The sequence below is a fragment of the Cardinium endosymbiont cBtQ1 of Bemisia tabaci genome (assembly GCF_000689375.1).
GTDB lineage: Bacteria > Bacteroidota > Bacteroidia > Cytophagales > Amoebophilaceae > Cardinium.
In genome coordinates this window covers 16,904-40,371 of sequence record NZ_CBQZ010000003.1, presented here as the reverse complement: position 1 = coordinate 40,371, position 23,468 = coordinate 16,904, and the positions used below count along the sequence as shown (strand labels likewise).

Sequence of the window (23,468 nt, the reverse complement as noted above, 5' to 3'; positions counted from 1 at the left end):
ATATTTTTTATATGGCGAATTTTTCTAACCTGAACGCTGGATTAGATTTTAATTTTTGAGTTTAAAGAAGCTTCTTTGTGTTTTAAATTTTGGGGAATTGAAAAATAACCCGAACAATTAAAGGAGCCAATTATGAATGTAGACAAATTAGTAGAAATATATTATATGGTAGAATCTAGATTATACGAAAATAAAATTCTTATTTTTTTGTCTTATTTTTTGAGTCCATTACAGAAGCATGTAAGCAAGAATCAATTCTAGACATCGCCTTTCCTAATACGCTAACGGCGATGGATCCTTTAAAATCAGGTAAAGTACTAACCGTTACATATGCCCAAACTTCGATTGGAAGATATTCCAGAGGCCATAGTGATAGCCCTCTGCTATACACTTTATTAGCTTTCCTCCACTAAGAATAGTAGCCAACAGTGAAGCTACTAGGATGGCTGTAGGAAACCGTTTGTTGCCCACAGCATATTCCCGAAATGTGGTGGCTGGTTTGCGAAATAGTCCTATTACTAAAGCCAATACTAAAAAGACTCCCACTATTAGGAGTGGTGTGTTAAATGATAGCATATATGACTTTATATAAGAATAAGATGCATGGAACAAACTGCATTTTACTTAATTGTTACTACATATGCAAGTGGTTTGATACCTTTTGGTATATAAAGCCTATCTTGGGCGTCAGCTAAATTATAGAACGATACAAGGCATATATTACACCAGTTTTTCATCAAAAAAGTTTAAATTAGCTATTGCATATTAGGATTATACAACATCATGGCCTCCCTTACGTCAGCAGAAAAACACTACCGGTTGGCACTTTCTTTGGTACCAGGTATAGGCGCGGCTCGGTTAAAAAAATTATTGGCCTATTTTGGCAGCGCCCAAGCAGTCTTTGCAGCAGCATATAAAGGCAATACTTTGTTGCCTTATAGACTAGCTCAATCGATTGCCTCAAGCAGTAGCCTGGCTCAGGCAGAAAAAATCCTACAGTTGCATGCATCAGAAGCCATTCAGTTGCTAACCATAGAGGAGGATACCTATCCCAAAAGATTGCTAGACTTACCAGATCGTCCTGCTATGTTGTATTATAAAGGGCAAGCCCTTTTGAATCAACAGCGGGTAGTCACTATTGTTGGTACCAGACAATTGACACCCTATGGACAAGCTGCTATTACTAAATTTTTAGAAGAACTCGGTCCCTATCAGCCTCTTGTAGTCAGTGGGTTAGCCTATGGAGCAGATATATGGGTCCATAAGCAGGCATTAGAGATGGGTTTGACCACTGTAGCCGTTTTGCCTACAGGTTTGGATCAAATTTATCCTACTGCACACAAGAAAATAGCCTTGGAGATGTGTGGGGGTAGCGGAGGCTTACTTACGGAGTATCCCATAGGAAGTGGACTAGGTCCCTATACTTTTGTAGCCCGTAATAGAATTTTAGCTGGTTTGGCAGATGTAACCATAGTTATTGAAGCTAAGGAAAAAAGTGGTGCATTAATTACTGCTTACTATGCCAATAATTACCATCGAGAGGTTTTTGCTTTGCCAGGTAGTATCTACTCAGCTACTGCTGCAGGATGCCATCGGTTGATTAAACGCAATCAAGCCCATCTTTTGACCCATATCGATGACTTGGTCTATATCATGAACTGGAAAGTGGACAAGCCATCTCAACCAGATGCTTGTCTTAACCATCCGCTTACCGAATCAGAACAAATGGTTTTTATCCAGATTCAGGAAGCCACGCAACCCATCACGATTGATGCTTTAACCCATGCCACCGACTTGCCACCTGGGACGTTACAAGCCGCATTATTGTCCTTAGAATTACAAGGTCTATTACATGCCCTACCAGGTAAGCGTTTTATAATAGCTCCTATCTACAGCCAGAACCGTAAAGTATGATTTATGTAAAGAATTTAGCTAAATTTGAGGTAGCTGAAATAGCATGCATAGATCAACCTCATTCAATATATGTTTAAAGTAGCAACTTTATATAAATTTGTACCCCTAAGTGACCTAGCTGCACTACAGCAGCAACTTCAATCTATATGCAAAGAACTAACCGGCACACTGTTGATTGCGCCAGAAGGGATCAATGGTACCATTGCTGGTTTACCTGGTCCGTTGGATGAGGCCGTGGCTCATCTAACGGCTATGCCATCATTTGGCGACTTGTGGTATCAATATTCTGAAGCCAGCACTAAACCATTTCGCCGTCTAAAGATTAGGATTAAAAAAGAAATTATTACTATGCACCGACCAGAAGGTTCATGTATGCCACTGCGTGGTCGCCATGTCTTGGCCAAGGACTGGAATCAGATTTTAGAACAAGCAGCCCTTGTTATTGATGTCCGAAACGATTATGAATGTCGATTGGGAAGTTTTTCTGGTGCCTTAAACCCGCATACTACCTATTTTAGTCAATTTCCTGCTTTTGTTGACCAAAATTTAATGGCTTATAAAGGGCAACCCATTGCAATGTTTTGTACAGGAGGCATCAGATGTGAAAAAGCATCTGCTTATATGTTGTCCAATGGGTTCAAAGAAGTTTATCAACTCAGTGGTGGCATTCTACAATATTTAGCCCATACCCAATTAAATCAATCCAAATGGAAAGGCGAATGTTTTGTTTTTGACGAGCGCATATCCTTAGGTCATGGATTAAAAAAAGGAAGTTGCCTACTTTGCTATGGTTGTCGTATGCCTTTAACCTCAGCAGATCTAGATACAGATTATCAACCTGGTGTTCACTGTAAATTTTGTCTAAAAAATAAATAATATAGGGCTATACATAGAAAAAAATGGATGCTTTTAAAATAAACTTTTAACCATTGCTATAAACTTAAATGTATACAAATGAAAGGATATTTATTTCCTGGTCAAGGGAGTCAGTATATAGGAATGGGAAAAGCGCTCTATCAACATAGCAGGCGTGCACGTCAAATGTTTGCAACAGCTGATCGGATCTTAGATATGGATTTGACACAAGTTATGCTAGAAGGCACTTTAGAAGCTTTAAAAGCAACTACTGTTGCACAGCCTGCTATTTTTTTATATGCGGTTGCAACCGCTTTTTTAAGTGATGCATTTCATCCAGCAGCCGTGGCAGGCCATTCTTTAGGCGAAATAGCCGCTCTGGTGGCCAGTAAGGTCATTACATTTGAAGATGGCCTTTATTTAGTAGGGGTCCGTTCTAAAGCGATGCAGAAAGCCTGTCAGCTTTGTCCCGGTACAATGGCTGCTGTATTGGGTCTAAAGGAGGAAGTAGTTGAAGCAATTTGCGCAACGATTACAGAAGAAATCGTCGTTCCGGCCAATTACAATTGTCCTGGACAATTGGTTGTTTCAGGAAGCCATGCAGGTATCAACTTGGCGACAGAAGCTTTAATACAAGCAGGTGCGCGAAAAGTAATACCCTTACAAGTAGAGGGGGGATTCCATTCCCCACTTATGGCGCCTGCCCAGGAAAATTTTTCCACTGCGCTCTCCTCTATTTCTTTTTCTAAAGGGACTTGTCCTATTTATCAAAATGTGGCTGGGTTACCCGTTACCGATCCCCAAATCATTAAAGAAAACTTGCTGCAACAATTGGTTGCACCCATTTATTGGACAAAAACCATTCACCATATGGTGCAAGATGGCATTAGCGAATGCATTGAATGTGGACCAGGAACTGTTTTACAAGGATTGACCCGAAAGGTAATTCCTGATTTATCGATTGGATCCCTTCAGCTAAGCCATTTGATAACCTAATAGTGTAGTAATTTAGCCATTACGTAAAGATTCTAGTAGTATCCTTAAAGCTTGGCCACGGTGTGATACAATATTTTTCTTTTCTTTTGTTAATTCAGCTGCCGTAAGGCCTAGCTGCGGATCATAAAAAATAGGATCATACCCAAAACCGTTATTACCTTTAGCTTCACGCCTTACCACGCCCTTCCATATACCATGACATATCAGCGGTGTGGAATCTTCGGGGTGGCGTAAATAAACCAATAGACAATCAAATTGGGCCTGGCGGTCATGATCTGGTATATCTTTCATCTCTGTTAATAATTTTTTGATATTATCCTGATCAGAACCATACGGACCACTATAGCGTGCTGAATAGATACCTGGAGCACCTTTTAATGCATGAACAGAAATACCTGAGTCCTCAGCAATAGCAGGTAAGCCAGTTGCTTTTGCAGCATGACGTGCCTTTAAAATAGCATTTTCTATAAAAGTTAGTCCAGTTTCTTCAATTGAAGTTATACCTAGATCGGTTTGAGCTAGAATATCAAATTTGAATGCTTTCAGCAGTTCAGATAATTCATTAACTTTACCGGGGTTGCCTGTAGCCAATACTACTTTTTTCATAAAATTTTCTTAATGTTTTAAATAAAAAATAGCTATTTAACAATTTAGGAGCAGATGAGCCACCTTTAGCGCTGCTTGCTCATAGGGATGGTTTAGTAGGAAGCAACAATGATTTAGCAGAGGGAACGTTGTCAATATACAAATAAATAAATTAGTATACTACATATAAATGCTTTTTGTGCTATGTAAGCAAACCGCCATCTACCTGGATAACTTTTCCCGTAATATAGTTTGATGCATCGGAAGCTAAAAAAAGTGCACAATTCGCTACATCTTCCGGAAGCCCTGGGCGCTTAAGGGGAATATTTTGGATCCAGGCTTGTTGAATGGATGGCTCCATTTGGTCTGTCATAGCAGTGGTTATAAAACCTGGTGCAATAACATTAGCACGTATATTCCTACTGCCTAGCTCTAAGGCAATTGACTTGGTAAAACCAATCATACCAGCCTTAGAAGCTGCATAGTTCGTTTGTCCAGCATGGCCACTAATGCCTACAATAGAAGCTATATTGATAATAGAACCACTGCGTTGCTTAAGAAAGGTTTTGATAGATGCTTTGACAGTGTTAAAAACAGATTTTAAATTTATATTTAATACTGCATCCCAATCCGCTTCTGACATACGCAATAGCAAGTTGTCTCTAGTAATGCCTGCATTATTGATCAATACATCTAATCCACCAAAGGTCTCTATTGTGTCTTCTATTGCTTTATGAGTAGCTTTAAAGTCAGAAGCGTCTACATGTATAGACTGCACCTTAACACCAAAAGCACGTAATGCTGCTTCTGTAACTTGTACCGCTTTTAAGTCAGATGCACAATAGGTAAAAGCAATATGACCGCCTGCCTCTGCCAATTTAAGTGCAATGGCTTTTCCGATTCCTCGTGTGGCACCTGTAATAAATATTCTTTTCTCTTTTAGATGCATAATAAAAACTGATAATAGATGACCTTTAATGAAATAAATAATACATAAGTATCCAGAATAGAATTTTTAATCGATTATATAGTTAGAGATTAAAATTAAGTTATTAGTGTTTTACCATGGCTATATTTAATATATTTTGAATATGTAGCTCCAATTCCTGACTTATGGTCACTAGCTGCATTTGTATGGCCAATGGCAGGTAAAATTTTTGGATTAACCTTGCTTTTTCTATCTGTTTTTCAGCCGTGTGTCCAGCAATTGTTCTTGCATTATGCAACACATCTGCTAACCTAACCAGTATAGCGTCATGATTTTTATTACGTATTATAGCTTCAATATAGGTAATATAATTATCTTTTTGGCTTGGTAGTTCTTTTTCTAAATGGGCTGCAACCCGTACAATCTGTGTAATAGAATTGCCAAATAGTGTGGTTAAGCCTGCTTCTGTAAGAGGCGTATTTTGTACTACATCATGGACTAAGCCAGCAATAATAACATGGGCATCATCTGTTATATTCAGTAAGATAGAAGCCACTCCCATAGGATGCAAATAAGATAACTCACCTGTTTTTCTTCTTTGCGTTGTATAATAAACTTTAATCAATTGCAGCGCATCCATAACTGTATCAATGTCCAGGTCTTTTTTCTGCTTAACTTTTTCTAAAAAATCTGCTTCTTCTTGCATGCTTATTGGATCTAAGACCATTTTTTTTGTATGGACCACAGGTGAAAGTGTAGCAAATGCCTTAGTAATTTCTTTTACATTTACAGGTATTACGTATAAATGGGTAATAGCTGCTTCAGAATTGAAGCGTTCATAGTGACCATAATGTGCATGGACGATATGTTGATTTTCTGAATCAATTTTTTCTTCATTCCCATCTAATATTTGAATATCTGCCATTTCTGTTACTTTGTATAAAGGGCGTATGGCAGGCAAGCGTGTATCGGTTGTAATGATCAAGCTAATCGCATTTATTTTTTGTAATTTACCCTCTAAAAGCGTTAACCGATAACCTAATTTTGTATCATCTATATAGATATATATATCTTTTTTTTGGTCGTCATGTAGGGTATTATATGCACTACAAGAGTACAAACTATTGATAATCAAGTTTTTTATACTTTCTATGGCACATTGTATATAGAGATGTTTGGTATCTATGATTACATATGGCACATCATATATATTGTTCATTTTTATAGCATCGAAACATTCGGCTAATAATTGATCAATGCTAATCCAATTGGTAGTTAAATAGAGGTTATGTTTCAGATGGTTAAAAATACGGTTGCGATACTTTTTTAACATAGTAGCTTGTTCTGAATAAGCAAGAAAGCGCTCTTCCGGTTTTTCCAATCGAGTGAGTTTATTATTCAATTGCGACATAATACAATTGCTTTCATAAGCAAGTGCTTCTATTTGTTGTTTATTAAACAATTGTTTTGCATTTTGTTCCTCTTTTTCACAAGTTAATGCTTGTATGATGGATAAAAGTTTATCTAAGCCCTTATTATGGTACAGGAAGCCACCAATTAAAAGAAAGACCATGAATACTCCATATGCAATACCTATATTAAAGTCTAAAAAGTAAGCTATAAATGTATTATTACTCATATAGTGGAACATGATCCAGGCCATCATCGCACTTATCATATATCCAAACCATACCACAATGGTTGGGGTTATAAACATAGCTAAGGCTAGATTAATCATAAAAATTATATTATGTATATGTGCGAATTTAGTAAGTATAGCCATACCAGTTCCTACCAAGAAAAAAAAATAGATATGACTCAATGGCCACACTACTGATGCAATTTTATGGATATATGGTTGAGGAGTAATCGACAGATAGACTAAGAAAAATGTAACCACAAAGAGGCTTGGTATAAGAACAAAGGACTCTAATGTAGAGTACCATTCGGGATTACTGGAAAAAGTATAAAAAGAGCCATAACCTGTCAACAAGATATAAAAACTAAAAAGTATATAAGGCAAAGGATCTTTTGGCAATTGTTTTTGAAGGTAGTCCCAAAGGTTGAATTGCTTAATATTTTTCAAAACATATTTAGAGCATTGCTTCCATAATGGTGGTATGTTGGATACTATTGTTTGAGCCAATATATTGTAATATGGCTTGGAAAGCTGTTTGCCTTTTACCATTTGAATAGCAATACTGCTCAGTAGATTCATACCAATGGCTGAGAGTACACCATGCATGGCTAGGTTAGATTCAAAACAGTACCATGCTATAGTGGTTAAACCTCCTGTTAGCATACCGATTAAGACTGCATCTGGATGAAAGAAAATTCCAATTAAAGAGAGCAGTAATGGTACACTTATAACCGTTTTAAACAGCATAATAGCCATCCATATTACTTGATCTTTAGCGTATAGTGAAAGCAGTGTAGCCATTACCCCTACTATAACCTGATACAGGACTGGTTGTTTAATCCATCTAAATAAATTGGGTAAATCATTAGCCATTAAACCAGTAGCTGCATGCAAGTGTGCGCCTGCTGTAGAGATCGTTAAAGCTGTAACCCCTAGCATAAATAGGGGTTTTAATTCCATATACGTAGTAAAGGTACCACAGGAAACAGCTGATAGCATCAAGTTACAAGTATCTTTCTGTACCAATAATGCAACCCATAGTAAAAGTAAGTTTATGCTTAAGGAAAAAAAACCAGCTCCATTAAAGGAATGTTTGATCTGGGTGGCATTTTTAGAAAGTACAATACGGTCTACCTGAGCAGGATAGAAAGCAGGAATAGCAAAAACAGTAAAATAAGCAATATAGTCTAGTGGATTAGTATGGAGGTCCATTAAGCTATTCCAAGAGCGTTTAATGGTTAAAGCAAGATGCATTTGATTGGCATGATGCTGACTTACCATATGCTTCCACACCGTCCAAGCCATCATGGGTAATAATATACCAAAGGTAGTACAACGTACTACACGTACCAACGTTAAGGATTGTATGTTATTCGACCCAACACTAAACGTTATCAAGAGAGCAGCTATAATCAAACTATAATTTCCTTGAATAGAAAAGAACCAGCATATAACAATCGAGAGTAGTTTGAATTGTATGGCCGCTACTGCTACGCTATGTAATATACCACATATGGCTACAATTTTTCGAATAAGATGGCCATAGAGTTTACCCATTGTTTCTGCTAATGAACCATTGCTTAAAAAAAGATATAGACGATTTGCGAGCAAGTTTCCTATTATAAAATAGCTAATGGTATTACCTGCCAATCGCAATAAGTCATCTATATTAAGCGGATTACAGAGCACTTCCCCCCCATAGGTTATGGCCAAGATGGCGCCAATAATATTGGGTGTAGTAGATTGGGTATGTTGGATACGAGGACGTCTAATTGACCGGATGCCAACAAATAGATTAACCAATAGAAAAAGAAGAAAAATAAAACTGTTTACGTGCATGTAGAGGCCTTTTGTTATTTTGCTGAAAAAATATGCTTTTATAAGGATTTAACGCCACAACCGTCTATAAAATTTTTAAATAACAAATAATAGGGGGCTCGTAAACCCATTATTAAAGCTACACGAAGCCGTTAACAGCCACTATTGGATCACTATTCAGGTAACTCTCTACGATCTATTTAGTAAAAATCTAAAATGTTGCAACGATTTAATAACTACCCTATTTAAAATAGGATAGTGGATCTTTTCCTCCTTTCCAGTATACACATATCCTATTAAAAAGACAAGTTTAGAACCAGTTGTATCTAAAACATCATCTAATATGGATTTATTGATCCGATAGGCTTCCCGAAGCAACCGTTTTACATTATTACGCTGCACCGCAGAGCGGATCTTTCTTTTAGAGACCGCAAATAGAACTTTATTATATAAAAATAGTTCTTTCTTTTTTTGCAGGTAAAACACATTACAGGGATGCAGCTTAAGCATGCTACCTTCCTGAAAAAGCATACGTATATGGCTTCGGTTGGCTAATCTATTGTACTTGGGGAATCTGTTTTTTCCCATGGCCAATAGGAAAACGAGGATATATTAACGCTTGTGCCTGAGCTCATCAGAAACCGTTAACTTGGATCGCCCTTTGGCACGCCTTCTGGCCAATACAGCGCGACCATTGGCTGTGGACATCCGCTCTCTAAAACCATGTTTGTTGCTTCGTTTTCTAAGTGATGGTTGAAATGTTCTTTTCATAGCCGGTTAAAATCTTAAATATAGCTTTAGAATAAATAAAACCTTTACTTTTTATATGGTTACTTTATGTGTTCTTTTATCAATCAATCAATCAATCAATATACATTATCTATAGATTATAGTTTTATCTTAGATAGGCATTACCAAATGTAATCCTTTTGTTTTATGATTTTGCCTTGGTAAGGTAGGTAAATCTCTGAAGGAATCCAAATGATTGTATCTGTATTTTTCGTAAATAAACTCATTTTCAATAAGTTATTATTCTTTGCTTTTTTGATTTATCATCCCTTAAAATAAGGTAATAATCTTAGAGTAATAGAAAAGGTTTTTTATAAGTATTAAATGGAAATACCCGTTTAATACTTTGTTTAAAACAAATGCAACAAAACCAACATTAAGAATTTATATCATCTTTTAGATGAAGGGCGTACAAAACAACTACTAATCCAGCGGATACCGCTACATCTGCTAGGTTAAAAATAGGAAGGCAATATACATAATATCCGCCCCAGATGGGTAGCCAACTAGGCATAAGACCAGACCAAAGGTCAATATGCAACATATCAATGACCTGACCATATAACCACTTCATAGGGGCATCGGTAGGGGCGTTATTCAAATAAACACCATAAAAAACACTATCTATACTATTGCCAATAGCCCCCCCTAAAATCAAACTCCATCCTAAGATCCAAGGCGCAGCTGCCTTTCTTCTTATGGATTGAATGATATACCAAAAAATATATAAAGAAGCTAAAACACGGAAGGTTGTAATCAATACTTTTTCATACTTGAAACCAAGATGCATACTAAAAGCCATGGCTGGATTCAAAGTATAGGTAAGTTTTAAGATATTTCCCAAAAGATTTATTTGTCCATCTGGCCCCATTTCCATATGGGTATATACCCAGAGTTTAGAGGCTTGGTCTACAAGCACAATCAAGGATATTATAAAAAAGTACTTTACAAACTGTTTCATGATAAAATATTTTATAAGATAAAATTGGTTGTTTGTTCTTTTTTTTGAGATGTAAGCAATCGTCTAAAAGCATAGAATAGAAGCCCCAATCCAAAAAAAATAGCCATATCTGCTATATTGAAAATAGGCAACACACAAACCTCTTGCCCGCCCCAAATAGGTACCCAATTAGGCAGGATACCAGACCAAAAATCGATATGGAGCATATCAATGACTTGACCATGGAACCACTTCATTGGGGCTATATCAGGTGCATTATTTAAATAAATACCATAAAAAACACTGTCAATGCAATTGCCAATTGCTCCTGCTAAAAGCAATATCCATCCCCAAATCCAAATAGGGGGGGCAGCGTGTGCCAATAACCGAACAATATGGATGGCTATATAAAAAGAGGCAAAAAGACGGACCAAAGTAATGAATAATTTCCCATATTTAAAACTAAATTGCCATCCAAAAGCCATACCATAGTTTAATACATAGGTAAACTTAAATAGGTCACCAAAGATTTTAATATGGTCGTCCAACCCCAATGACATATGACTATACACCCAAAGCTTAGATCCTTGATCGACAAGAATAATCAGCAACCATACTAAAAAGTATTTTAGATATTTTTTCATGATACAATAGGGCTTAATTATGCTATATAGCGCGCCATCATTTGCTTAAGTTGTACTTTTTTGCGCAAAACTTTGATCGCATATTTTTTTTGATTTCTGCAGTGGAATACGGATTAAAAGATACAAACTATAACCAAAAGCATGGTCAGATTCTTCTAATCCGAACCCTGGAATATCAAATGGAACAGTAGCTAGAGGCTTTTCTAATTTTTTACTGAATTTGTAACGAGCAGTACAACCAATCGATAGCATAGGCATTACATATACCTTCCCCCCTACTACCCACTCCCACCAGTGGGCTACTTGAGCACCTTGGGGCTTCTTTAAGGAAGCCGATAAGCTATTAGGTGGCCTACATTTTTCAATACAGGGCTTATCTGAGGGATGTTTGCACTGCAATTTATTACTTTCTAATTGAAAATTAAAAAAACTTCTAGCATAGCGAAAGCCTATAAAAAATTGATTGTGGTCGATGGTAGGCGCTAGAAAATTATATCCTAAGCCTATTCTAAAATAGTACCCCCTAGAAAGTGTAAAAGAGCCTTTATGTTGCCTATAGTCACGTTGTATGGTCCCAATCCCATAGTCTAGATCCAATAAAATGCGGCTAAAATCAATAGACCCATTCATTTCACAAGCAGAACCTGTCTTTTGGTACCAACCCACAGAAGTTTTTGCTAGATCTATACCAAGGCAGCAGGTAGTGGGCCAAATTCTATTAGGGGGCAACTGATCCTTAGCTGCCATATAGTGAGGCACTGCAGCCAACAAAAACAGGCCCAGGAATGGCTTAATAATATAACGTAACATGATTAACATGTGTTTGCACTCCTTCATTTTTTGAGTTTAGGAGTACTGGATGTTCGATTTCGAAACGTTTGAAAATAGCCTTTTCTGTATTTTTATCAAACTGTATGCCTTTAATACGGTATTGTATTTGCAGCCCGCCAGCTTGAGGAGAAATCATGGAAACAATCGTTTCATAATAAATGGTAACTTTTTGATGATGCGGGTTTTGTTTGCCTATTGTAGCCTCTATGAGCTCAAAGCTGACTTGATTGGTACTGGAGTCGAGGGGTATTTTTAAAATATCAGTTAATTTAAAGTTTTCCTTATTACCTAGAAAAGTTGGCTCTATGGAAAACACCGGGCCCGAAAGTTTTTCGCTGCCCAAGTCTTCTGGTACGCCTGGTGCCCATTCATCCATTGCTACTTGAAATTTAATCTTTAGTTCATTTCCATATATACTTTCCCAATTTTTAAAGTCCTTACAGCCCAATAGGCCGAATAGCCACAAGTAGATAAAAACATTTCGTAAGTGGTTTAGCAAGCCATAGGAAAACGAAAAAAAAGCAAACATGTAGCAAAAAGTTTACAAATAATGGTTGAAAAACCCTACAAAAAAGCTGAACCTAAATTAAGGTAACCTATGCAAAGCGATACGATTGGATGAAGATTGGATGCTACTACACATAAAAAAGATAAAATTTAACCGTAAATTTACGTCTTAAAAAGGTAGCAAGCAAACAGACCAGACATGATAATACGTATGGCTTCTTATGACCAAAATATCCCGCAGTTTGGTGTGATCTAATGAATAGGCTGTTTTAAGCAGATAACCCCAACTCTTTTTTTAAAAAACAACCGGTATGGCTCTCGGGTACCCTAGCAACTGCTTCTGGGGTACCTTCTGCGACTAGATATCCTCCATCTCGTCCACCATCGGGTCCCATATCAATTACATAATCTGCTACCTTTATCATATCTATATTATGTTCTATAATTAGCACCGTGTTCCCTTGGTTTACTAATTTTTTTAATACAGACAATAGGGCTAAAATATCTTGAAAATGGAGCCCGGTACTGGGTTCATCTAAAATATATAGGGTATCTCCTGTACTTTTTTTGGCCAATTCGGTGGCCAATTTCACCCGTTGCGCTTCTCCTCCTGATAAGGTAGTAGCATGTTGTCCCAAGGTAATGTAGCCAAGCCCTACTGCTTCTAGGGTGCGCAGCTTAACCAGTATAGAGGGATGGCATTCAAAAAAAGGAATGGCATTCGATACCGTCATATCCAAAACATCGGCAATAGATTTACTTTTATATTGTATTTCTAATGTTTCACGATTGTATCGCTTGCCTTTACAGCTGTCACAGGTTACGTATACCTCTGGAAGAAAGCCCATTTCTATACGTTGGATACCAGCGCCTTCACAAGTGCTGCAGCGGCCTTCTTTTAGATTAAAAGAAAATCTACTTGGCTTATAACCTCTTATTTTAGCTTCTGGGAGAACCGCAAAAAAGTTGCGGATATCTACAAACATACCGGTATAGGTACTAGGATTAGAACGGGGTGTTCTACCTATAGGTGACTGATTGACCTCTATTACTTTATTAATATGGATCAATCCAGTCGCTTTTATGTAGGGGAACGGTATAACCTGACTATTGTAAAGCTGTTTTTTAAGAATAGGCAAAAGGGTTTTTCGAATCAATGAAGACTTTCCACTCCCTGATACCCCTGTTACGCAAATCATTAGACCCAGTGGAATGGTTAAGGTTACATTTTTTAAATTATTCCCACTGCATCCTGTAATGGTTAAGGTTTTACCATTGCCTTGTTTGCGATCGGATGAAAAGAGAAAGCGTCTTTTGTTGGTTAAAAATTCAGCTGTAGCGCTAGGCTGTGCTAGGAACGACCCTAAGGGACCTGCTGCGACTATTTTACCCCCACAAATACCTGCCCGGGGCCCTATTTCAATCAAATAATCTGCTGCCAACATGATGTCCTTATCATGCTCTACTACCAATATGGTATTTCCTATATCCCTAAGCCTTTTTAGAGCATGAATAAGCCGTCCATTGTCCCGTTGATGTAGGCCAATACTTGGTTCATCAAGGATATAAAGAACCCCTAATAGTTGGGTACCTATTTGGGTGGCCAGCCTAATCCGTTGTGCTTCCCCTCCTGATAAGGTACTTAAACTTCTATTAAGATGTAAGTAATGTACTCCCACATCTATTAAAAACTGCAACCGCTTGGTAATTTCTTTTATAATCTCATTTCCAATGATTTGCTGTTTGTAGGTCAATGCAGTGGATAAGGAAGCAAACCATTCTTTGAGTGTATCTAGATCCATAGAAACCAAATCAGCAATACTTTTGTCTTTAATTTTAAAAGACCGAGCGGTTGGGTTTAATCTAGTCCCTTTGCAATCTGGACATATAACACTATAGATCAATCCTTCTTCTGAATTACCATGCTGTATAGCCGTTTCTCGTTCTTGTTGTCTGATGAGTGTAGTAACAATGCCTTCAAAAGGTTCGACGCAATTTGCAACCACCGCAGAACGATATGTTGTAACGTTGCCAAACAACAACAAATTTAATACAGCCGTAGGAAGTACTTCAACCGGATCGGTTATTTGACATTGAAAAAACTTTAGTAAAGCAGCTATTTTTTTAAATAAAAGTGACGTTTTATAAGGACCTAAAGGTAGAATAGCGCCATTTTGAATGCTTAAGCTTTTATCTGGAATAAGCTTATCTATATCTATTTGGGTAGTTTCACCCAATCCCTCGCAAGTAGGACATGCTCCATAAGGTGTATTAAAAGAAAAAAGGCTAGGTTCTGGTGGACCATAGGCAAGTCCTGTTTCTTCATCTACTAAGTAGGTAGAAAAATGGTAATCTTTTTGCTCACTATCTACGACTAATAATGTCCCTTTGCCATGTTGTAGGGCCAATTCCAATCCATTTTTGATGCGATCCAATATTTTTAGATCTATGCGCATATGATCTATAATCAAGGCAATATCATGTTTTTTATGACGGGCTAGTTGTAGACGATCCGTCAACTCAATGATTGCACCATTCACCCTAATTTTATTAAAACCCAGCTTAATAAAACGTTTTAAAAGTGTTTCATGATGGCCTTTTCTTCCTTTAACGAGAGGAGCCATTAAGGTAACCTTTTGACCAGCAAAAGTGCGCAATAAATGGGCAAGGATTTGCGCCTCATCTTGGGTGACCATTTTGTTACCTGTCGTATAGGCATAGCCATCGGCTACACGTGCAAAGAGCAAACGGATAAAGTCATAAATTTCTGTAGTAGTTCCTACCGTAGAGCGGGGATTCCGATGGGTTGTTTTCTGTTCAATGGCAATAACTGGACTGAGTCCATTTATTTTATCTACTTCCGGCCTGGTTAAGCTACCTAAAAACCCCCGTGCATAGGCACTAAAACTTTCCCTATATCGTCTTTGACCTTCTGCATTAATGGTATCAAAAGCCAAAGAAGATTTTCCACTACCACTTACACCTGTAATGATGACCAATTGATTGCGTGGAAAAGTAATGTCAATATTTTTTAAATTGTGGGTCCTTGCACCCAGCACTTCTATATAATTAAAACCATAACGCGGTTGCGTGGCGTAATCGGTCTTTGGGATATCCATTTTATCTGCCATACTACTACATACTTGCCAGGTTTAAATTGAATCAGACAAGAGAGGTGTAATACACCTCTACAAATCACACAACTTAAATATTAGACGCTGCTTCCAATAACTTTATAATCTCTACGTGATTATATTTTTTCGCATGGTCCAAAGCAGTCATTTTAGAATCATCTTTTATATTCAGATCTGCTTTTTTTTCTATCAATAGCTTGATAATATTTATATTACCAGTTATCACTGAACGTATCAAAGGAGTTTTCCCTCGGTTATCCTTTATATTCAAATCTGCCTTGCTATTTATCAATAATTCGGCTACACCTGTATTGTCATATCCTATTGCACAGATCAAAGCAGTTTCTCCTCCGTTATTCTTTATATTTAGATCTGCTTTGCTCTCTATCAATAGCTTGGCTACACCTGTATTGTCATATCCTATTGCACAGATCAAAGCAGTTTCTCCTCCGTTATTCTTTATATTTAGATCTGCTTTGCTCTCTATCAATAGCTTGGCTATATCTGTCTTGTGATATTTTGTTGCATAGATCAAAGCAGTGTCTCCTTCAAAATCTTGTCTATCTAGTTTTACGTTTCGGTTTATAAACAATTCCACAATATTTTCGCGATTGTGTGCTACTGCATGCATCAAAGCAGTTTTTTGTTTATAATTTGCTGCTTCTAGGTTTGCTCCTCTCTCTAGCAATAATTTGCCCGTGTTAACCGCATTGTATATAGCTGCATATGCTAAAGCAGTGTCCCCCTCACTGTCTATTGTTTCTCGTTTTGCACCTTTTGCTAGTAATAATTTCGCACAATCTACATCATTATATATGGCTGCATACATCAAAGCAGTCTTATTTTTTGCTTCATGGTTTTGTATTTCTAAATTTGCACCACAGTTTAGTAATAACCGGGTATTATTTATGTTAGATTTTATTACTTCACGCATTAAAAGCGTCTGGCCAGCAGCATCTGTCAGATTCAGATTCCCTCCATTTTCTATTAAGCATCTAATATAATCTGGATTAGCGTTATCACATGTTTCTGGATGGGGATTTTGTATCTTTGATATTGGACAGGTAACATTGGCACTACCCGGCAGAGGTGTTGTGGGTGGTATATATGGAGGTGTAGGTGTAACGTTGGTCCCATTTTCCCCGGGTATAATATCTGATTCTGAGGACCTGTTCCGATATAGTATACCTCCAGAAATTGCTGATCCGACCAATAATCCGGCCAAGCAGGTACCGATGACTTTTTTCTGGTTCCTATTATAGCTCCTTTTTACATTACCTAAGGTAGGTCTTTTATGCATCGCTTGCTTAGTGTCTATACAAGATGATAAAGTGCTTAAACTTAAAAGGCCAATACATAGCCCTATTTTCCCGTTTATTTTTTTCATATAAATTATGTTTGATGTATTTATGTTTATATAAACAATTAGCGCATCCACTCCACTAGCAGTAATCTCTTTTATTCAAAAATTACTGCTTTGCTAAGTAAATGATATTGAGCACTATATGGAAAAGGATGTAAGTTTTCTACCAATAAGTCAAGCGTATAGGCTGGGCTATATAAAGCCACAGAAACATCCAACGTAGTTTTACCAAATAGGGGCATCTCCAATTTAGAAAATATGCGCTATTTTCCAAATGGAACAGAGCTTTGTTACCTTTGGTACGTTTAGGAGTAGGAGTGATAGAGGTGTCAATAGCTGGACCATATTGAACCAGTACAACATGACTCCATAGCTGGCTACTAATTATGGTTCTGTCGCATTTGTTTTAAAAAACGGTTAAATTAAGCTTTTCGTTTAAACCCTTAGTAGATATGTTTTCTATATAGTCCCATCTTATTGTCCGATTTTAAAGGATTTTGTTCATCATCGGCAGTGATTTTGTTATTCGTGTACATGAAATACCGCTTTCCATTAGGCTATAGAGACTTCGATGGGATGATGTACTCACATTCCGCATCAGAAAATATTTGCTTATTTAATTATTTTCTATTGATTAATAATATTTTGAGACCGTTTCTATAGATAGTTATTGTAATTTTTGATAAGTTTCAGGTGTTATTTTTTGTAGTTTTTGTGGTCGTACGTTTGTATTATACAATTATACGATTTTTTATCTCAAAAGAGCTGGAAAAGTGGGCAACGTGATTAGTACTAGATACTTTCCGAAAGGTTCAGTCCTTAGCTCTTTTCATCTTAACAACTAAATAGTTCATCGTCGTTATGTAACCAGATAGATCTTACTCCTCCAGGAGAGACAAGTATACTTTGCTGCTTTAATTCATTGGATATAGTAAGTTGTCCATATACTGGGTAAGACAATCTTTTTTAAACAAATGCGAGAGAGCTCTATAAACTGTTGTGAATAATCTAATCATCATGTAACTTAGTACTTGTCATAGTTTCAATTCTTTAGGTTATCTATGCTATTAAAACTTCTATAAAAGGGAAGCAACAGTTATGGGCTTATGCATTATGCTGGGCCATCTTTTTATAATTTGGAAATACATTGTTCACCCGTTGGCAAAAAAATAGATGGCTATATTACCCTGTCTTGTAAAAGGTATGCGCGACTACAGCCCTCTTCAGCTGTATCGTCGCAATTATATTCTTTCTATCATTCGGTCTATTTATGCTTTGTATGGATTTGAACCGCTCGAGACGCCTGCTTTGGAAACCCGCGCTACCCTTACAGGAAAATATGGTCAAGAAGGAGAGCAATTGATCTTTAATGTCCTTAAATCTGGTAATTTCTTAGGAGGAATGGCTGAAGCCATAAGCCCTACAGAATATGGAAAATTAAAAGCGTTAATCAGCGATAAAGGGCTCCGGTATGATTTAACCGTTCCTTTGATGCGTTATGTAGCAGCCCACCAGCATCAAATATGCTTCCCTTTTAGGCGCTACCAAGTACAGCCAGTATGGCGGGCAGACAGACCGCAAAAAGGCCGTTATAGAGAGTTCTTACAGTGTGATGCCGATATTATTGGCAGTCCCTCTTTATTGTGTGAAGCGGAGATTTTAAAACTAATCTATGATATAGGTGTCCAATTGGGTCTGCAAAATTTTTGCATTAAAATCAACCATAGAGCTGTACTATCCGCTATTACTGATCCAGAAAAAGAAACCCTATTTTGCACCATTGTAGATAAGTTAGAAAAAATTGGTTTTCAACAAGTATTAACTGCATTGCAAGAAGCAAATTTTAATGACACAACCATTGCATCACTTTCTTTATTACAAAACTTTAAAGGGAGCAATGCCGAACGGTTGATCCAATTGCAGGCTGCTATTGGCCACACCGACCAAGGATCCAAGGCGATTAAAACATTCACCGATATACTAGCACAGACCCATACGCTTGGTCTGCCAGATCAGGTTTGCGCTATTGAACCGACTCTAGCTAGAGGATTGAACTATTACACCGGCCTCGTTATGGAATTAACTATAGCAAATAGCCTTGTAGGAAGCCTAGGTGGAGGAGGTAGATATGCCAACCTTGGCAATCTATTCGGGGCGACTGGATTGGTTGGAGTAGGATTTTCCTTTGGCATAGATAGGCTTTATGATGTTATGGAAGGACAAGATCTTTTTCAAAGCATTCCTACTTATAATACGGAGGTATTGTTAACCAACATGGAAGAAAATCGAGCCACACAACTGCTTCATCTATTGCGTCAATTGCGTGTGCATGGATTTAAGTCAGAGCTATATCCTCAACAAGTAAAAATTAAAAAACAATTGACCTATGCCCATAAAAAAAATATCCCTTTTGTGGTTATATCAGAAAAATCTACATCTGTTAACCATTATTATATACTAAAAAATATGCAAACAGGCGTACAAAATAGGTATAGTTGGTCTGAGCTTTGTGACGCATTAAGAGCCGCTTTAGTAGCAACATGTTGACTATGGATGTACTCTGGACCATTATGATTGCTGCGTTAGCCAGTATAAATTGTGCCTTAGTAGGCAGCTATTTGGTTTTAAGAAAAATAGCCATGATGGGAGACGCGATTGCCCATTCAACCCTACCAGGAATCGTATTGGCACTTCTACTCACTGGATCTAAAAACTCCCCTATACTGATTGCTGGAGCCGGTATAACGGGCATCCTGGTTACCTTTCTTATAGCATTTTTAGAAAAAAAAATAAATATACAGGCAGATGCTGCTATAGGGATTAACTTTACCTTTCTTTTTGCTTTAGGTGTTGTTTTAATCTCTTTTTTTAGTAGAAAAATAGACTTGGACCCAGAATGCAGTCTGTATGGAGAACTGGCAACAGTATCGCTAGATATCTGGCGTACCAGTAGTGGTATACATTTAGGACCTAAACCATTTTACGTCTTATTAACAGCATTACTAGTCAATTTAACTTTTCTTATCATTGGTTATAAGTACTTATTTGTAAGTACCTTTGATCCACAATTTGCGCAAAGCATTGGGATCCACACGACCCGTTGGCACTATTGTTTAATGGGTATCACCTCATTGACCACTGTTGCTACATTTGAAGTAGCAGGAGCTATTTTAGTAGTTGCGCTTTTAATTGTTCCAGCTGCAAGCATGTATTTGGTTACAAAATGTCTTAAACGTTTGTTATTTTACAATATACTCTTTGCTATAATAACCTCTGTCAGTGGATATTATATCAGTTTCTGGTTGAACAGTGCTATGGCACCTACAATGGTGACCATAGCAGGGCTATTATTTTTAGTGGCTTTTGTATATTCCAAAAATAATTAACATAATCATAAGTAGAATGCACCATACAGCATTGATAGAAGTACTAATTTTTGTTTATTAAACCCATAAATACCATGCATATAACTGGAAAATTATTTGAAATTGGTCCACCACAGCAAGTGTCTGAATCATTTAAAAAAAGAAACTTTGTAGTAGAATATATAGAAAACCCACAATATCCCGAATATATCTCCTTTGAATTGATTCAAGACAAATGTGATCTATTAGATGGATTTACAGAGAAAGAAGAAATAACCGTTCATTTTAATCTACGCGGCAGAAAATGGACCAATCCCGAAGGCGTTGTAAAATATTTTAACGCTTTACAAGCATGGCGTTTAGAAAAAGGCAATAAATCAAATGATGCTCCGGCATCTAATCTATCTCCTGCTGATTTAGAAGATGATCTACCGTTTTAGGCTATTTTTTGCCATTTTTTTACCATCTACGTTCTTTTTTTTAACAAAAAGCTAGCCAAGTAAAGGTTTACTTAAAATAATTTATTGATTTGATTTTAAGCAATAAAATGTAATATTCATGATGTCTATTAGCCGCAATTAAGATTATTTATTAAAAAAAGTATAAATTTGCAATGTAAGCCTATGCCTTATATAGGTTGCTAAAAATTGATAGGCTTACAAAGCGTAAAAGGTTAAATATAATTTTTACATATTAGTACTATATATATCGTGCATTTACTAGGAAAAAAGGCCCCTGCTTTTAAGGCGTCTGCTGTTATAGATGGTAAAAATGTTACAGCTAACTTTTCACTCGAGCAGTTTTTAGGAAAAAAAGAAGTGCTTTTTTTCTTTTATCCAAAAGATTTTACTTTTGTTTGTCCAACTGAATTATTGTCCTTTCAACAGCATTTACCCCAATTTATAGAACGGAATGTAGCACTGGTAGGTTGCTCTACTGACACAGAAGAAACACATACTGCTTGGTTACGAACTCCTAAAACACAAGGAGGTATTGCTGGCGTAACCTATCCATTGGTTGCAGATACGAGTAAGACCATTGCTTCTAACTACGGTGTATTAGGAGGTAGCTGGAGCTACAATGAAGATAATCAACTGATTTTCACAGGTACGCCTATAGCCTATCGGGGAACTTTTTTAATTGATAAGGAAGGTATTATACGGTACGTATCCATCCATGATTTACCACTAGGTAGAAATATCAATGAAATGCTACGAATTATTGATATGTGGCAGCATGTGATTCAATTTGGTGAAGTTTGCCCAGCCAATTGGGCAAAAGGTAGTATGGCCATACAGGCTACTCCTGAGAGCGTATCTAACTATTTAACCCTAAATACAGAACTATGAAAACAGCATGATACATATTTTCTAAAACCATTTTAAAGCAGCATAAAGTATCTAATGCACTAAGTAGTTTTCTGTATACTTTATATTTTAACTAAATTAAAAACACAATGATCACAAAAAAAGAATTTGGTAATATACGTGGGACTATGTTTCCCATTCATAAAAGTGAGCTACGTAAATTTTTGCCAATGGCTTTTATGTTTATTCTTATATCTTTTTGTTATTCGGTTACCCGCTCCCTTAAGGATATGAATATGATGAACGAAACCGATACTACCGCTATTTACTGGCTAAAAGCAGTAGCCATTACCCCTAGTATGATTTTTTTTACTATTCTTTATGGAAAAGTTAGCCGTTCTACAGGAAGGGATGGTAGGTTTAATGCAGTGATGATCTATTTTTTTACTTTTTTTACCCTTTCACTGCTTTTTTTACTCCCACAAAAAGAGACTTTGCAACTCAATACTTTCTCTAAAATGATGGAAGCAAAATGGCCAAACTTTATAGGGTTATGGGGAGCCATTTGTCATTGGCCCATTTCTTTGTTTTACATTCATGCTGAGGCTTGGGGAACTTTTGCACTAAGTGTAGTATTTTGGACTTTTGTAAATGAGATTACTGGTGTAAATCAAGCTAAACGTTTTTATAGTTTCTTATGTATATCTGGTGCTATTGGTAGTATCCTAGCTGGATCCATTCTTAAACTAGATAGTGTTCGTACCAATTTCGATCACAGTTTACAATTTGTAATTATAGCTATTGTTTTGATTTTGATCGTATACAACTATTTTACTTCAGATATAAAAGCTAATCCAGCCTATTACCAAATTGAAAAAAAACCTAAAAAAATAAAGGTAAAAATGTCCTTTATGGAGTCTATAAGGTTCTTGGCGAAGTCTAGGTATTTGACACTGATTTCGATATTGGTAATCGGTTACGGGTTAATGATTGCGCTTTTTGAAGCGGTACAAAAAGCCCAAATTCAAAAATATGTACAAATAACTGGTGACAAGACCATTTATGCAGAAATATATGCGCAACAGCAAACTGCAGTAGGTATTATTGCAATTGTAGTAGCACTTTTTCTTGCTACACCTATACTAAAAAAAGGATGGAGGTTTGCCGCATCTGTTACACCAATTACTGCATTGGTGATGACACTTTTATTTTTTGCCTTTCTTCGTTTTGGTAGTGCTTTAGATGAATTTTTGAAAAGTATACATGTAACCGCTTTGTATATGTCTGTTCAGATAGGCATTTATAATATTGTTTTGATTAAGTCTGTTAAATATGTTCTTTTTGATCCAACTAAAGAAGCAGTCTATATTCCACTAGATGAAGAAACCAAGGTGCGTGGCAAAGCAGCTGTAGATGGTGTAGGTGCTCGTTTGGGCAAAAGTTTGGCATCTGTATTGATTACCGCTATGTCTACATTATTTGGTGGGGGAGGGATTGAGGATATTCGTACGCCCATTGTGCTGATTATCATAGCTGTGATTATACTTTGGTTGCTAGCTGTTCGTACTTTAGGAAAGTTAAAAGCAGCAGCTGAAGAAAAATATAAAGAAGAACTAGCAGAAGCTAATAAAGTAGTGGTAACCGATTAAATGAATAAGTCCCTAATGAAGGGTTATGAAAGGCTGGTATTTAAGTCAAATGCCAGTCTTTCTTCTTATACATTTTGGGGCAAAAATTATTTTATACTTTTTGCTTGATTTTGTTTTTACTATAACTCTAATTTAAAAACATTGGTGTATACAGAGGTTTCGTTACAGTTTGTGGCACTGATACAGCTTACATACAAGTTATAT

The 23,468-nt window shown here is 36.8% G+C and carries 22 protein-coding genes and 1 pseudogene; 9 read left to right on the top strand and 14 right to left on the bottom strand.

The genetic code is table 11. From position 1 onward, the window contains the following. Positions 1 to 132: 132 nt before the first annotated feature. On the top strand, positions 133 to 261 hold the full coding sequence (locus tag CHV_RS05795) for a hypothetical protein (RefSeq protein ID WP_255346412.1): 129 nt from the start codon (positions 133 to 135) through the stop codon (positions 259 to 261). Positions 262 to 324: 63 nt separating this feature from the next. Here the strand turns inward: CHV_RS05795 and CHV_RS03340 are convergent, their stop codons facing one another. Then, complete coding sequence (locus CHV_RS03340; protein WP_130721375.1) at positions 325 to 576, bottom strand: hypothetical protein; 252 nt, start codon at positions 574 to 576, stop codon at positions 325 to 327. Positions 577 to 783: 207 nt separating this feature from the next. Here CHV_RS03340 and dprA point away from each other — a divergent pair, with 207 nt between their 5' ends. The 3 genes from dprA to fabD all read left to right on the top strand — a co-directional run bounded on the left by dprA (position 784) and on the right by fabD (position 3,765). Further along, positions 784 to 1,914 (top strand): DNA-processing protein DprA, encoded by a 1,131-nt coding sequence (dprA, locus tag CHV_RS03335; protein ID WP_034577349.1) that lies wholly within the window; start codon positions 784 to 786, stop codon positions 1,912 to 1,914. Positions 1,915 to 1,983: 69 nt separating this feature from the next. After that, entirely contained in the window at positions 1,984 to 2,790 is an 807-nt protein-coding gene (gene trhO, locus CHV_RS03330) for an oxygen-dependent tRNA uridine(34) hydroxylase TrhO (protein WP_084303104.1), read from the top strand. Positions 2,791 to 2,868: 78 nt separating this feature from the next. After that, entirely contained in the window at positions 2,869 to 3,765 is an 897-nt protein-coding gene (gene fabD, locus CHV_RS03325) for an ACP S-malonyltransferase (protein WP_034577348.1), read from the top strand. 12 nt (positions 3,766 to 3,777) lie between these two features. On the opposite strand, the gene rdgB is transcribed toward fabD, so the two are convergent. From rdgB to CHV_RS05600, 13 genes and pseudogenes are all read right to left on the bottom strand, one after another. Next, a complete protein-coding gene (rdgB, locus tag CHV_RS03320) occupies positions 3,778 to 4,371 on the bottom strand; it encodes an RdgB/HAM1 family non-canonical purine NTP pyrophosphatase (protein WP_034577347.1) in 594 nt (197 codons plus the stop codon). A 181-nt stretch (positions 4,372 to 4,552) separates the two neighbouring features. Beyond that, positions 4,553 to 5,299, bottom strand: coding sequence for a 3-oxoacyl-[acyl-carrier-protein] reductase (gene fabG / locus CHV_RS03315; protein ID WP_034577345.1), 747 nt, complete (start codon positions 5,297 to 5,299; stop codon positions 4,553 to 4,555). Between the two features lie 103 nt (positions 5,300 to 5,402). Then, a complete protein-coding gene (locus tag CHV_RS03310; protein ID WP_034577344.1) occupies positions 5,403 to 8,756 on the bottom strand; it encodes an HD domain-containing protein in 3,354 nt (1,117 codons plus the stop codon). Positions 8,757 to 8,924: 168 nt separating this feature from the next. Further along, the gene (locus tag CHV_RS03305) at positions 8,925 to 9,323 is read right to left on the bottom strand and encodes a ribonuclease P protein component (RefSeq protein ID WP_034577343.1); all 399 of its coding nucleotides are present in this window, start codon (positions 9,321 to 9,323) and stop codon (positions 8,925 to 8,927) included. A 24-nt stretch (positions 9,324 to 9,347) separates the two neighbouring features. Continuing rightward, positions 9,348 to 9,506: a 50S ribosomal protein L34 gene (rpmH, locus tag CHV_RS03300; protein ID WP_034577341.1), complete on the bottom strand. Its 159-nt coding sequence runs from the start codon at positions 9,504 to 9,506 to the stop codon at positions 9,348 to 9,350. A 394-nt stretch (positions 9,507 to 9,900) separates the two neighbouring features. Continuing rightward, positions 9,901 to 10,485, bottom strand: coding sequence for a lipoprotein signal peptidase (locus tag CHV_RS03295; RefSeq protein WP_034577339.1), 585 nt, complete (start codon positions 10,483 to 10,485; stop codon positions 9,901 to 9,903). 11 nt (positions 10,486 to 10,496) lie between these two features. Beyond that, positions 10,497 to 11,108 carry a signal peptidase II gene (locus tag CHV_RS03290; protein ID WP_034577338.1) on the bottom strand — a complete coding sequence of 204 codons (612 nt, stop codon included), beginning with the start codon at positions 11,106 to 11,108 and terminating at the stop codon, positions 10,497 to 10,499. 45 nt (positions 11,109 to 11,153) lie between these two features. Then, positions 11,154 to 11,855, bottom strand: a complete 702-nt coding sequence (locus CHV_RS03285) for a DUF6048 family protein (protein WP_130721378.1) — start codon at positions 11,853 to 11,855, stop codon at positions 11,154 to 11,156. A 43-nt stretch (positions 11,856 to 11,898) separates the two neighbouring features. Next, positions 11,899 to 12,387: a hypothetical protein gene (locus tag CHV_RS03280; RefSeq protein ID WP_156933595.1), complete on the bottom strand. Its 489-nt coding sequence runs from the start codon at positions 12,385 to 12,387 to the stop codon at positions 11,899 to 11,901. Between the two features lie 328 nt (positions 12,388 to 12,715). Further along, positions 12,716 to 15,577: an excinuclease ABC subunit UvrA gene (gene uvrA, locus CHV_RS03275; RefSeq protein ID WP_034577335.1), complete on the bottom strand. Its 2,862-nt coding sequence runs from the start codon at positions 15,575 to 15,577 to the stop codon at positions 12,716 to 12,718. A 73-nt stretch (positions 15,578 to 15,650) separates the two neighbouring features. Next, entirely contained in the window at positions 15,651 to 16,967 is a 1,317-nt protein-coding gene (locus tag CHV_RS03270; protein ID WP_034577333.1) for an ankyrin repeat domain-containing protein, read from the bottom strand. Between the two features lie 71 nt (positions 16,968 to 17,038). Then, positions 17,039 to 17,185, bottom strand: coding sequence for a hypothetical protein (locus CHV_RS05605; protein WP_156933594.1), 147 nt, complete (start codon positions 17,183 to 17,185; stop codon positions 17,039 to 17,041). 613 nt (positions 17,186 to 17,798) lie between these two features. Next, a pseudogene (locus CHV_RS05600) lies at positions 17,799 to 17,903 on the bottom strand (IS481 family transposase); the annotation flags it as partial. A gap of 213 nt (positions 17,904 to 18,116) precedes the next feature. Between CHV_RS05600 and hisS the strand changes: the two are divergent. The 5 genes from hisS to CHV_RS03245 all read left to right on the top strand — a co-directional run bounded on the left by hisS (position 18,117) and on the right by CHV_RS03245 (position 23,264). Beyond that, the gene (hisS, locus tag CHV_RS03265; RefSeq protein WP_034577329.1) at positions 18,117 to 19,490 is read left to right on the top strand and encodes a histidine--tRNA ligase; all 1,374 of its coding nucleotides are present in this window, start codon (positions 18,117 to 18,119) and stop codon (positions 19,488 to 19,490) included. A gap of 2 nt (positions 19,491 to 19,492) precedes the next feature. After that, the gene (locus CHV_RS03260) at positions 19,493 to 20,329 is read left to right on the top strand and encodes a metal ABC transporter permease (RefSeq protein ID WP_034577399.1); all 837 of its coding nucleotides are present in this window, start codon (positions 19,493 to 19,495) and stop codon (positions 20,327 to 20,329) included. Between the two features lie 74 nt (positions 20,330 to 20,403). Next, entirely contained in the window at positions 20,404 to 20,748 is a 345-nt protein-coding gene (locus CHV_RS03255) for a DUF3127 domain-containing protein (RefSeq protein WP_034577398.1), read from the top strand. 270 nt (positions 20,749 to 21,018) lie between these two features. Further along, positions 21,019 to 21,657, top strand: coding sequence for a peroxiredoxin (locus tag CHV_RS03250; protein WP_034577327.1), 639 nt, complete (start codon positions 21,019 to 21,021; stop codon positions 21,655 to 21,657). Positions 21,658 to 21,764: 107 nt separating this feature from the next. Continuing rightward, the gene (locus tag CHV_RS03245; RefSeq protein WP_034577325.1) at positions 21,765 to 23,264 is read left to right on the top strand and encodes an Npt1/Npt2 family nucleotide transporter; all 1,500 of its coding nucleotides are present in this window, start codon (positions 21,765 to 21,767) and stop codon (positions 23,262 to 23,264) included. Positions 23,265 to 23,468 lie beyond the last annotated feature (204 nt).

What these genes read in the sequence shown, in the direction of transcription:
- CHV_RS05795 (WP_255346412.1), top strand. Translation starts at nt 133, where the DNA reads ATGAATGTAGACAAATTAGTAGAAATATATTATATGGTAGAATCTAGA.
- CHV_RS03340 (WP_130721375.1), bottom strand. Translation starts at nt 576, where the DNA reads ATGCTATCATTTAACACACCACTCCTAATAGTGGGAGTCTTTTTAGTA.
- dprA (WP_034577349.1), top strand. Translation starts at nt 784, where the DNA reads ATGGCCTCCCTTACGTCAGCAGAAAAACACTACCGGTTGGCACTTTCT.
- trhO (WP_084303104.1), top strand. Translation starts at nt 1,984, where the DNA reads ATGTTTAAAGTAGCAACTTTATATAAATTTGTACCCCTAAGTGACCTA.
- fabD (WP_034577348.1), top strand. Translation starts at nt 2,869, where the DNA reads ATGAAAGGATATTTATTTCCTGGTCAAGGGAGTCAGTATATAGGAATG.
- rdgB (WP_034577347.1), bottom strand. Translation starts at nt 4,371, where the DNA reads ATGAAAAAAGTAGTATTGGCTACAGGCAACCCCGGTAAAGTTAATGAA.
- fabG (WP_034577345.1), bottom strand. Translation starts at nt 5,299, where the DNA reads ATGCATCTAAAAGAGAAAAGAATATTTATTACAGGTGCCACACGAGGA.
- CHV_RS03310 (WP_034577344.1), bottom strand. Translation starts at nt 8,756, where the DNA reads ATGCACGTAAACAGTTTTATTTTTCTTCTTTTTCTATTGGTTAATCTA.
- CHV_RS03305 (WP_034577343.1), bottom strand. Translation starts at nt 9,323, where the DNA reads ATGGGAAAAAACAGATTCCCCAAGTACAATAGATTAGCCAACCGAAGC.
- rpmH (WP_034577341.1), bottom strand. Translation starts at nt 9,506, where the DNA reads ATGAAAAGAACATTTCAACCATCACTTAGAAAACGAAGCAACAAACAT.
- CHV_RS03295 (WP_034577339.1), bottom strand. Translation starts at nt 10,485, where the DNA reads ATGAAACAGTTTGTAAAGTACTTTTTTATAATATCCTTGATTGTGCTT.
- CHV_RS03290 (WP_034577338.1), bottom strand. Translation starts at nt 11,108, where the DNA reads ATGAAAAAATATCTAAAATACTTTTTAGTATGGTTGCTGATTATTCTT.
- CHV_RS03285 (WP_130721378.1), bottom strand. Translation starts at nt 11,855, where the DNA reads ATGGCAGCTAAGGATCAGTTGCCCCCTAATAGAATTTGGCCCACTACC.
- uvrA (WP_034577335.1), bottom strand. Translation starts at nt 15,577, where the DNA reads ATGGCAGATAAAATGGATATCCCAAAGACCGATTACGCCACGCAACCG.
- CHV_RS03270 (WP_034577333.1), bottom strand. Translation starts at nt 16,967, where the DNA reads ATGAAAAAAATAAACGGGAAAATAGGGCTATGTATTGGCCTTTTAAGT.
- CHV_RS05605 (WP_156933594.1), bottom strand. Translation starts at nt 17,185, where the DNA reads ATGCCCCTATTTGGTAAAACTACGTTGGATGTTTCTGTGGCTTTATAT.
- hisS (WP_034577329.1), top strand. Translation starts at nt 18,117, where the DNA reads ATGGCTATATTACCCTGTCTTGTAAAAGGTATGCGCGACTACAGCCCT.
- CHV_RS03260 (WP_034577399.1), top strand. Translation starts at nt 19,493, where the DNA reads ATGGATGTACTCTGGACCATTATGATTGCTGCGTTAGCCAGTATAAAT.
- CHV_RS03255 (WP_034577398.1), top strand. Translation starts at nt 20,404, where the DNA reads ATGCATATAACTGGAAAATTATTTGAAATTGGTCCACCACAGCAAGTG.
- CHV_RS03245 (WP_034577325.1), top strand. Translation starts at nt 21,765, where the DNA reads ATGATCACAAAAAAAGAATTTGGTAATATACGTGGGACTATGTTTCCC.